The 7602-nt window shown below is 61.2% G+C and carries 7 protein-coding genes; all 7 read left to right on the top strand.

Annotated features, from left to right (window positions below; translation table 11 throughout):
• Window positions 1–8 precede the first annotated feature (8 nt).
• Window positions 9–1253: a CmpA/NrtA family ABC transporter substrate-binding protein gene (locus AC1D1X_RS11005; protein WP_477671582.1), complete on the top strand. Its 1245-nt coding sequence runs from the start codon at window positions 9–11 to the stop codon at window positions 1251–1253.
• A gap of 60 nt (window positions 1254–1313) precedes the next feature.
• Entirely contained in the window at window positions 1314–2279 is a 966-nt protein-coding gene (gene ntrB, locus AC1D1X_RS11000) for a nitrate ABC transporter permease (protein ID WP_477671581.1), read from the top strand.
• Between the two features lie 28 nt (window positions 2280–2307).
• Complete coding sequence (locus AC1D1X_RS10995) at window positions 2308–3117, top strand: ABC transporter ATP-binding protein (protein WP_477648110.1); 810 nt, start codon at window positions 2308–2310, stop codon at window positions 3115–3117.
• A gap of 61 nt (window positions 3118–3178) precedes the next feature.
• Window positions 3179–5320 (top strand): ATP-binding protein, encoded by a 2142-nt coding sequence (locus AC1D1X_RS10990; RefSeq protein ID WP_477698276.1) that lies wholly within the window; start codon window positions 3179–3181, stop codon window positions 5318–5320.
• Between the two features lie 56 nt (window positions 5321–5376).
• Entirely contained in the window at window positions 5377–5748 is a 372-nt protein-coding gene (locus tag AC1D1X_RS10985) for a response regulator transcription factor (protein ID WP_457279080.1), read from the top strand.
• A 10-nt stretch (window positions 5749–5758) separates the two neighbouring features.
• Window positions 5759–6217: a chemotaxis protein CheX gene (locus AC1D1X_RS10980; protein ID WP_431097274.1), complete on the top strand. Its 459-nt coding sequence runs from the start codon at window positions 5759–5761 to the stop codon at window positions 6215–6217.
• A 184-nt stretch (window positions 6218–6401) separates the two neighbouring features.
• A partial coding sequence (locus tag AC1D1X_RS10975; protein WP_477698275.1) for an MFS transporter occupies window positions 6402–7602 on the top strand: 1201 nt, incomplete at its 3' end.

The raw sequence follows: 7602 nt of genomic DNA, 5'->3' as shown, positions 1-7602 counted from the left end.
CCGCTGACATGACTGAACTGCTGAAATCTTCGCTGACTCGCCGTACCGTGCTGCAGGCCGCGGCCGTGGGCGCCGTGGGCATCAACCCCGCCCTGCGCGCTGCCGTCTATGCCCAGGGCTCAGACGCACCAGAGAAGAAGGAAGTCAAGATCGGCTTCATTCCGCTGACCGACTGCGCCTCGGTGGTCATGGCCTCAGTGCTGGGCATTGACCAGAAATACGGCGTCAAGATCATCCCGACCAAGGAAGCCAGCTGGGCCGGCGTACGCGACAAGCTGGTCAACGGCGAACTGGACTTCGCCCATGTGCTCTACGGCCTGGTCTACGGCGTCCACATGGGCACAGCCGGCCCCAAGAAAGACATGGCTGTGCTGATGACGCTCAACAACAACGGCCAGGCCATCACGCTGTCCAAGAAACTGGCCGACAAGGGCGCCATCGACGGCCCGGGCCTGGCCAAGCTCATGGCCAGCGACAAGCGCGAATACACCTTCGCCCAGACCTTCCCGACCGGCACGCACGCCATGTGGCTTTACTACTGGCTGGCCGCCAACGGCATCAACCCGATGAAGGACGCCAAGGTCATCACCGTGCCGCCACCGCAAATGGTGGCCAACATGCGCGTGGGCAACATGGACGGCTTCTGCGTGGGCGAGCCCTGGGGCCACCGCGCCATCATCGACGGCATAGGCGTGACCGCCGTGACCACCCAGGACGTCTGGAAAGACCACCCTGAAAAAGTGCTGGGCACCACGGCCGACTTCGTCAAAAAATACCCCAATACAGCGCGCGCCGTGACCGCCGCCATCATCGAAGCCGGCAAGTGGATTGACGCCAGCCTCTCCAACAAAAACAAGATGGCCGAGACCGTGGCCGACAAGAGCTACGTCAACACCAGCGTGGACGCCATCAACCAGCGCATCCTGGGCCGCTACCAGAACGGCATGGGCAAGACCTGGGACGACCCGAACTACATGAAGTTCTACAACGACGGTGCGGTGAGCTTCCCTTACCTGTCCGACGGCATGTGGTTCCTCACGCAGCACAAACGCTGGGGCCTGATCAAGGAGCATCCGGACTACCTGGGCATCGCCAAACAGATCAATCACATCGACGTCTACAAACAGGCCGCGACGGCTGCCAAGGCGAGCGTTCCCAAAGACATCATGCGCAGCAGCAAGCTGATGGACGGCACGGTGTGGGACGGCAAGGACCCGAAAAAATACGCCGACAGTTTCAAGGTTCACGCCTGAACACCCACGCTATATCCACGCTACACCCCACCCAACCTTCCCACGTAAAGAGGTGACGCCATGGTCAGTGCCGTATTTCACAACCCGCTGGAGGCGGCAACCCCTGCAAGCCGCAGCAACGAAAGGCCCAGAGAGGCCGTCGCTATCAATTCGATAGCTGGCGGCGCTTATCCAACGGGCTCCGCAGCCAAAAACAACATGAACGTTTCAATAAAACCCATGCCCGCCACCAAGCCATCCCGCGATGCCTCCTGGCTCTGGCTCACCATCCTGCCCCCCCTGTTGGGCCTCGGTTTGCTGGTGCTGATCTGGGAGCTTGTTTTCATGGGCACGGCCGGCAGCATTCCCTCGCCCAAAGACACCTTTGTGCAGGCGGTGCAGATCTTCAGCGACCCGTTTTACAGCAAGGGGCCGAATGACCAGGGCGTGGGCTGGAACGTGCTGTCGTCGCTCAAGCGCGTGGCCATGGGCTTTGGCATGGCGGCCGTCGTCGGCATACCGGTCGGCTTCATGATCGGTCGCTTCAATTTTTTGAGCCGCATGTTCAACCCGCTGATCAGCCTCTTGCGCCCGGTGTCGCCGCTAGCCTGGTTGCCGATTGGTCTGCTGGTCTTCAAGGGTGCCAACCCGGCTGCTATCTGGACCATCTTCATTTGCTCCATCTGGCCCATGATCATCAACACGGCTGTCGGTGTACAACGCGTGCCGCAGGACTACATGAACGTGGCGCGTGTGCTCAATCTCAGCGAGTGGAAGATCGTGACCAAGATCCTCTTTCCTGCCGTGCTGCCCTACATGCTGACCGGCGTTCGTCTGGCTGTCGGCACCGCCTGGCTGGTGATCGTGGCCGCCGAGATGCTGACCGGTGGCGTCGGCATCGGCTTCTGGGTCTGGGACGAGTGGAACAACCTCAACGTCAAGAACATCATCATCGCGATCTTCGTGATCGGCATCGTCGGGCTGGTGCTGGAGTTCGCACTGATCAAGCTTGCAACAGCCTTCACGTTTGAAGAAGTCAAGAACTGAACCGCTCGAACAAAAGGAGAACCAAGCCATGACATCCTTCACTACCAAGTACATCGAGATCCAGGGCGTAGAGCAAACTTTCAAGACCAAAAAGGGGCCGTTCTGCGCACTGCAGAACATCAACCTCACGGTAGCCAAGGGCGAGTTCGTCACACTGATCGGCCATTCAGGCTGCGGCAAATCCACGCTGCTCAACCTGATTGCCGGCCTGACCACACCCACCGAGGGCAGCCTGCTGTGCGCCAACCGCGAAATCGCCGGCCCCGGACCCGAGCGGGCCGTCGTATTCCAGAACCATTCGTTGCTGCCCTGGCTCACCTGCTTCGAGAACGTTTACCTTGCCGTCGAGCGGGTTTTTGCGGCCACGGAAAACAAGGCCCAGCTCAAGGCCCGCACCGACGCCGCACTGGCCATGGTCGGGCTGACGCCAGCGGCGCAAAAACGTCCCGGCGAGATTTCGGGCGGCATGAAGCAGCGCGTCGGCATTGCACGCGCACTGTCGATGGAACCCAAGGTGTTGCTGCTGGACGAGCCTTTCGGTGCCCTTGATGCGCTGACCCGCGCCAAGCTGCAGGATGAACTGCTGCAGATCGTCGCCACCACGCAAAGCACGGTCGTGATGGTGACCCACGATGTCGACGAAGCCGTTCTCCTGAGCGACCGCATTGTAATGATGACCAACGGTCCCGCCGCCACGATCGGCGAAGTGTTGCCAGTAGAGCTGCCCCGCCCACGTTCCCGCGTGGCGCTGGCCGAAGACATCCGTTACCTGGGTTACCGCAAGGCCGTGATCGATTTCCTTTACACCCGCCAGGGCCACGTCGAAAAAGCAGCCTGAAAAGGCCAGACCGGAAAAGCGGCAAACAAGCCGCTCCGGGATTTTCAAAGGGAGGTTTTTAATGTCTGCAGTTTTGCCAATCCCCGGCGCCGACAGAATCGCCCATGGCGCACCAGCCAGCACGCGGCCGTCAGCATCGCACGGCCTCTCCTCGCTCGGCAAGTACCGTGAAATCATCATCGCAGTCGCGTTTTTCCTGCTGTTTGACCTGGGTGTGCTGGTCCTGAACTTCTACACCTCGTTCAAGATTGACCAGGACACCGTGGCCATCAACCTTTCCGGCCGCCAGCGCGTCGTCTCGCAACGCGTCGCGCGCACCCYGCTGGAGCTTGATGCCATGCGCGTCTCGGGTGCGCCCTACAGGGCCGACACCCTGGCGGAGCTGCGTGCGGGCGCCAAAATCTTCCAGGTGTCGCAGCTGGCGTTTCGCGAAGGCGGCACCATTCCCGGCGGCGACGGCAAACCTGTCTACCTGGAGCCGGTGGTGTCCAGCCGCGGCCGTGAGCTCGAGGAAAAGGTGGAGCAAATCTGGAAGCCCTACTTCGCCCTGCTCCAGCCGCTGCTGGCAGGCGACAACTTCACGCAGCAGGAATTGGCCGCCGCGCTGGCCTACAGCCAGACCTACAACATCCAGCTGCTGGGCGCGGCCAACGACTTCGTGACCGAAACGCAGCAGATAGGCGCCTCGCGTGCCAGCGTGCTGCGCATGGTGCAAACCGGCGGTATCGTGCTGGCACTGCTGAATTTCGCCTTCATTCTGTTCAAGTTCCTGCGCCGCCTCAAAACTTCAGACGCCGCGATTGAAGCTGCCACCGAAGAAAACCGGGAGATTCTCGCCAGCGTGCGCGAAGGCCTGTTCCTGCTGACACCCCAACACCAGCTCGGTTCCCAGTTGTCCCGTTCGACCCATGCACTGTTCGGCAAAACGCTGGCACCGGGGCAAAACTTCTTCTACCAGCTGTCCACCCTGGTTTCCGACAAGGCATTGACCGATGCGCGGGACTATGTCGAGTTGCTGTTCTCTCCACACGTCAAGGAGCAGCTGATCCAGGGCATCAACCCGCTGTCGGAGGTGGAACTCACCGTCAGGAACCGGCTGGGCCAGGACACCAAGCGCTACCTTTCGTTCCATTTCAACCGGGTGCAGGACGGCAACACCGTGCGGCATCTGCTGGTCACCGTGCAGGACATCACGCAAAAAGTCGAGTTGCAGGCCCGGTTGACCGGCGAACGCCAGCGCTCGCAAAAAGAGCTGTCCATGATGCTCAAGGCTTTCGAGACGGAGCCGGCCATGATGCGCGCTTTTGTAGAGCGAGCTGAAGCGTCCCTGCTGGAAGTCAACGACCTGCTGCGAAGCACTTCATCAGCCGCCTCGGAAGTCCAGGTGCTCAAAGCTGTGGACGGCGCCTACCGCCGCATCCACGCCTTCAAGGGCGACGCAGCGTCGCTCGGACTGGAAATCCTGGCCACACTGGCCCATCAGTTCGAAAGCGAGTTGCAAAAGCTCAAGGACAACGGCGCCGCCACCGGCGACGCTCTGCTGGCCCTGCCTTTGCCGCTCGAGGACCTGCTGGCCAAGGTCGGCGCCTTCAAGGCGCTGGGCCAGAAGCGCTCAGGCGGTGACACGGCGCCCGCCCCGGACGGTTCCGCATCGCAAGGACTGAACGCCGTGCTGACCCAGCTGGCGAACGAGGTCGGCACCGACTGCGGCAAACGCGTGGATGCCGAGGTGCGTATGGGGAGTGCCCAGGACATGCCGGCCGACAAGATGAACCTGCTGCGCGAAATCGCCATCCAGCTTCTGCGTAACGCCGTGGTGCACGGCGTGGAGGTGCCATCCGTGCGGCGCGCTGCGGGCAAGGCGGAGTCCGGGCGGATTACCGTCAACCTCACCCGGAACGAAGACGGCCAGTGGCAGCTCAGCGTGCGCGACGATGGCGCGGGCCTGAATGCGGCCGACGTTCGCCGCCGTCTGCTTGAACTGGGCTGGTATACGCCTGAGCAGCTGCAAAGCTTCAGCGAGCAGCAGATCGTTGCACATATTTTCAAGCCGGGCTTTTCCACGGCCGGTGCCACCTCCCGCCACGCAGGCCGCGGCGTGGGCCTGGACCTGGTGCAGACCAACGTGCAGCAGCTGGGGGCGCGCCTGCTGCTCTCCAGCACGCCCGGCCAGCACACCGAATTCAAGGTTTCTTTTTCCTGAATTTTCCTGAAGCAATCCAGCAATGGCCATCACAAACCCCACACAGGAGCTTCTCCATGCGACTGCTGATTGTTGACGACTCCAACATGATCCGGACCCGGATTTCGAGAGTGGTGCAAAACGGCGGCATCAAGGGCGTGGTGCTCGCAGGCCTGGCCAAAAACGGCCTTGAAGCCGTGCGGCTGGCCCGGGCAACCCGCCCCGAGGTCGTCACCATGGACCTGACCATGCCTGAGATGGACGGCATTGAATGCATCACCGCATTGCTGAAGTTCGACCCGTCCATCAAGATACTGGTGGTCAGCGCGCTCAGCGACAAATCGACAGCCATCCAGGCACTCAAGCTGGGCGCCCGCGGATTCGTTGCCAAACCCTTTACCGACGAAGAGCTGCAGATTGCACTGCTCGACGTTGCAGACGTGCGCTAAGGACATTGTTATGGCCACACTGAACGAAAACGACCTCAAGCTCTTTGTCGATTCCATCCGGCATTACCTCAAGATCACGACCCGGCAGGAACCGCAGATCACCTCGGCCTATCTCGGCACGGGAGATATCGAAGCCTTTGAATTCAACGGCATCGTGACCTTTTCCGGAAGCCACAACGGACATGTGGTGGTGTCCATGCCGGGGAAACTGGTGCGCGAGATTTTGCTGCTCCAGCATGAAACCGACCTCAGCGATGGCAACTTGCTTGATGCGGTGGGTGAAATCGCCAACACCCTGGCAGGCAATGCACGCAAGGCTTTGGGGTCCGAGCTGCAGATTTCAGTGCCGATCAAGCTGCAGGGTGCGCAGGGCATGAAAGCCCGGGTACGCAAGCGCCCCTACGTGATCACCTTGCGCTGGAACCACTACGCGGCAATGGTCTGCGTCGACATGGACCGCAAAAACTAGCCCGCGACCTCGGTCGGCTTGGTTGATTCRCACGGCTGCACGCACGCAATGTGTGCGTCGCACCAAAAGAAACCGCAACTCAGGCTCAAATTGCGCTGCAAGGGTGCATTTTGAGTGCCCCAAGTTGGCATGCTTTTCGCACTGTTTCTGTGAATCAACCATCTTCACAGAAAGAGCTTGCACCATGGCGGGGTTTCGTAATTTTCTCAAGGCTGGCCACGCGCCCACACTGGGTGCGGCGTTTTTCTACTTCGCGTTTTCGTGCTGCATCTGGGTCATGAACGGCGCCATGGCGCCTTTCATTTCGGAAACCTACAAGCTCTCGCCCACAGAAAAAGGCGTGATGCTGTCGGTTCCCATCTTCGCCGGCGCGCTGATGCGCTTTCCGCTGGGCGTGCTGGCGCAATACATTGGCCGCAAAAATGCCACGCTGGTCGAAATGGGCCTGATCATGGTGGCGCTGCTGTTCGGCTACTTCGTGGTTGACTCCTACAGCAGCCTGCTGGCCATGGGCGTGCTGCTGGGCATTGCCGGCGCCAGTTTCGGCGTGGCGCTCAGCCTGGGTTCGGGCYCCTTCCCTCCCCGTTACAAGGGCCTGGCCATGGGTCTGGTCGGTGCGGGCAACGTGGGCACCGCTGTCTCCGTGCTTGTCGCGCCGGCGCTGGCGCAGCGCTTCGGCTGGCAGTCGGTCTACGGCATTGCTGCCGTAGCCATGCTGCTGCCGATGATCGCGATGATTCTTTTTGCCAAAGAACCCGACGATGTGGACAGCCACGCCACCCTGCGCGAACACGTGGCCTGCCTGTTCGAAAAAGACGGCTGGGCTTTCAGCCTGATCTACGCCGTGAGTTTTGGCGGCTTCATCGGGCTGGCGACGTTTTTGCCTTCCTACTACTACGACCAGTTCGGCGTCAGCAAGGTGCAGGCCGGGCAGCTGTCGATGCTGGCAGCCTTCATGGGCGCGGCGCTGCGCATCTTCGGCGGCTGGATCTCGGACCGCTGGGGCGGCGTGAACACCTTGAGCGTCGTGCTGCTGACGATTGCCGCCACGCTCGTGGCATGCGGCCTGGCCAGCAAATCCCTGGTGGCCACCACCTTGCTGGTCATGCTGTGCTTTGCCGCACTGGGTGCAGGCAATGGCGCCCTTTTCCAGCTGGTACCGCTACGCTGGCCCCTGGCTACTGCGGTAGCCGGCTCCATGATCGGGGAAATCGGCGCACTGGGCGGCGGCCTGGTGCCCAATGCCATGGGTATCTCCAAGCAGTATGCGGGCACTTACATGTGGGGTTTCTTCTTTTTTGCAGCCTTGTCGCTGGGCATGCTGGTGATGCTGCGGGTGATGCAGATTCGGTGGACACGAACCTGGGCGGAGAAAGGTGGACGGG

The organism is Polaromonas sp. P1_G4, from assembly GCF_056405475.1.
The sequence above is the reverse complement of the archived record's forward strand: the minus strand, read 5'-3'. Positions and strand labels throughout refer to the sequence as shown.